The organism is Cupriavidus sp. CuC1 (assembly GCF_044627735.1).
In the GTDB taxonomy this organism is placed as follows: Bacteria; Pseudomonadota; Gammaproteobacteria; order Burkholderiales; family Burkholderiaceae; genus Cupriavidus; species Cupriavidus ulmosensis.
Genome location: NZ_JBIUHC010000333.1, coordinates 1 through 2951 on the forward strand (window position 1 = coordinate 1; position 2951 = coordinate 2951).

At 62.3% G+C, this 2951-nt stretch carries 3 protein-coding genes; all 3 read right to left on the minus strand.

Going from position 1 to position 2951, the window contains the following annotated elements:
• Nucleotides 1–32 precede the first annotated feature (32 nt).
• The gene (locus tag ACGLHR_RS51265) at nt 33–2099 is read right to left on the minus strand and encodes a recombinase family protein (RefSeq protein WP_400103733.1); all 2067 of its coding nucleotides are present in this window, start codon (nt 2097–2099) and stop codon (nt 33–35) included.
• 136 nt (nt 2100–2235) lie between these two features.
• A complete protein-coding gene (locus tag ACGLHR_RS51270) occupies nt 2236–2568 on the minus strand; it encodes a DUF6788 family protein (protein ID WP_400103735.1) in 333 nt (110 codons plus the stop codon).
• A 52-nt stretch (nt 2569–2620) separates the two neighbouring features.
• Nucleotides 2621–2951, minus strand: a 331-nt coding sequence (locus ACGLHR_RS51275; RefSeq protein WP_400103737.1) for a DUF5372 family protein, incomplete at its 5' end; no start/stop codon positions are given.

Consider the following 2951-nt stretch of genomic DNA (forward strand, 5'->3'; position numbering starts at 1 on the left):
CCGACGGTGATCTCATAATGCACCTCTCACAGTTAAGTGTAGGAATGTTGCCCCCGAAGATGCCCTGAAGTGCGCACCCAGTCCCGCAGTTGCTGTTCCTTGAGGGGATCCAGCGTGATCCACCATGGGCCCCGCCCGTCGAGCTTCCGAGCATGGACCACCTGGCGCTCGATCCAGTAATACACGACGTGTGGACTGATTCCCAGTCGGTGAGCGAGTTGCTGGACCGTGAGTTCGTCAGGCCGCTTGAGGCTGGTTGCTGCAATCCCGTAGCGGTAGCGGATCCACTTGACCATGGCGAGCGTGAACGATTTTCCAGTTGGGCTGCGTAGGCCTTCCTGATTGAGGTGCGCAACGATCTGCGGGTCGGACAGATGTTGCGAAAGGTTACGCACCTGCTCGACGATCGCAGCCGGATAGCGCATCGCTTCGATGACCGGCTTGGGCAACGCCACGGTGGTGTCGGTACAGGTGCCGCCCTGCCATCGCACGTGTAGGACCACCTGTCTGGCTGCGGGCAGTTTCTCGACAGTAATGTCCCGGATGAGCAGTCGCAACATGCGCTTGCGATCCTTCGGTGGGGTCGCCGGAGCGCGCCAAAGGCGCGGCAGATTGCGCGCCAATGCGAGGATCTGGGCCTTCTGTTCGGGCGTGGCGACGCGCGCGTTCTGGCTCTGGAATTGGGCGGCTTCCGTCTTGATTGCTTCGAGGCGAAGCATCGCGTCATTCCAGCGCCGCTCGAGGGTGCCCGCGACCAGGCGGTTAGCGGGATCGCATTCCTGATAGCGACGCTCGGCAAGCGCGACCTCATACTCGGCGCGTTCGATGCGCATATGCCACTGACGCATGATGGCGTGATCGCGCTGCTCGAGTTCGTTCAGGGCGGTCACGGCGAGTTCGAGTTCGGCTGGCCGCAGGGCCGCGAGCACTGCTTCGCCGATCGCGTTGTCGAGCAGGTCGCTGCGCACGCTCATGCAGTCGGTTGTCGCCAGACCCTCGCGGCGGCGCGCATTACAAAGGTACAACGGATAAATGCCACCATTACCCTGGTAGCGCACGGTCAGCGCCCGGCCACAGCAGCCACAGATCAGCATCCCCTGCAGCAGCGCCAATCCTTCACGCGCCGCCCCGCTGAGCACTGTACCTTCGCCGTTGGTCCGATTGCGCGCCAGGCGCGCCTGGTTGCGCTCGAATTCCTCCGGGGTGATATAGCCTTCGTGATGCTCGGGCAGATTGACACGCCAGTCCGCCTTGGGTACCGGCTGCACTCGCTTATGGACCTCTCCCTGAGGCGTGATGCGCTGACGATATTGGTAACGGCCGAAGACATAGACGCCCGCATACGAGGGATTCCGGATCAGACCAAGTACGCGTTCATGGCGTAGGCGCCCCCAGATGAGTCGACCTGCCCAGGCACCTCCGTATGCCCGCTTGGGAAAGCGCAGACCATCTTCGGCAAAGCGCTTGACGACGGCGTACGCGCTGCCGGTCTCCTGAAAGAGACGAAACACCAGTTGCACGGCGCCGCGAACCTCGTCATCGGGATCGAGGACGATGCGACCCTCATCGTCATAGCACAAGCCAACCGGCAGTGGAAAGCGCAACTCACCCTTCTGCGCCTTATTGAGCTTGCCGCCTTGGAGGCGCCCGCGCAAAAAGTGAAGTTCGGCCTGTGCCATCGTGCCTTTGAGACCGAGCAGCAGACCGTCGTTGAAGTCGCCCGGGTCGTAGCAGCCATCTGCGTCGATGACCAGGGTACCGGTGAGCGCGCACAACTCGAGCAGGCGATGCCAGTCTAGGTTCGAGCGCGCCAGGCGCGACACCTCCAACGCAAACACGGCGCCCACTTGCCCCATCGAGACATCCGCCACCAGCGTCTTGAAGTCCTCGCGGCCCGTCATCTGGGCGCCCGACTGACCGAGGTCCCGGTCCAGGATCCGGATCGACGTGTCCGGCCAGCCCAGTGCCAGCGCTTTGTCGCGCAACGCATACTGGCGCTCGGTGCTCTCTTGATGGTGCCTCACCTGAGCCAGCGTCGACTGGCGGATATAGATGTACGCCGGCTTGCTGTGATGTTGCGGGGTGATCTTGGTGTTCATCGACGGCCTCCTCGGTCAACTCCAGCGCGGGCTCGGCGGTGAGCCAGGCTTCGAGCATGTTGGCGATGAGTACGCCGGCCGATTGTAGGTCGATGGAGTCGGTGAGCGGCAGTGGCGACTGGCTCACCGACGCCCCTTAGAGCGCCTCGCGGCGGCGTAATAGTTCGCGGTTGATCTCGCAGATCTCCTCGATGATCTCGCGGACCCGGTGAAAGTTCGCCAAACGTTCGCTGACGTCGGCGTAATCGGCTTGTGGGACGTAGTCCATTTGCGGTCTGCGCCCGGGAAAACTCACCGACAAGTAATACTTGGGGCCATGACCGGGGCCGTCGGCGCACTTGCAGCCAGGTTTGCCGCAGCGCTTGTAGCGTTCGATAAGCGAGCCCCGCAAGAGCGTGTCCAACGCCGGCATTTGCTTGAGCAACTGCGCGCGGCGCTTGCGTAAAGTGGGCGACGAAATATCTTCCATTGGCGGACCACGTTAAAAACTGGTCTGATAGTAGGTCAACGTGATGCATTGATCAAGCTCCTTTGGTCGATGACTTCTTGGAGGACGAAGCGGCAAGCTGGTCGATCAGCGCAGTCAGCTCCAGCAGCATGCCCAGATCGAAGCGAGACACAGGGACCTCGCAATCGTCTTCGACGGCAGGCGCGCCCCAGTCAGTCCATTCACGGGCAATGCTGAAGCTGCCGCGTTCTACATGACCCAGCAGCAGCGTGTCGACGCCCGCCACGCGGCGCGTCTTCAGGACCGGAAAGCGTTGGCCCCGGAGCGGATGAAACGGATGGCGGATCTCAGCCCATCCCAAATGCTCATTGAGCGCTTGTGCAGTTCGCGCTGACCGTCCCCAC

What these genes read in the sequence shown, in the direction of transcription:
- ACGLHR_RS51265 (WP_400103733.1), bottom strand. Translation starts at nt 2,099, where the DNA reads ATGAACACCAAGATCACCCCGCAACATCACAGCAAGCCGGCGTACATC.
- ACGLHR_RS51270 (WP_400103735.1), bottom strand. Translation starts at nt 2,568, where the DNA reads ATGGAAGATATTTCGTCGCCCACTTTACGCAAGCGCCGCGCGCAGTTG.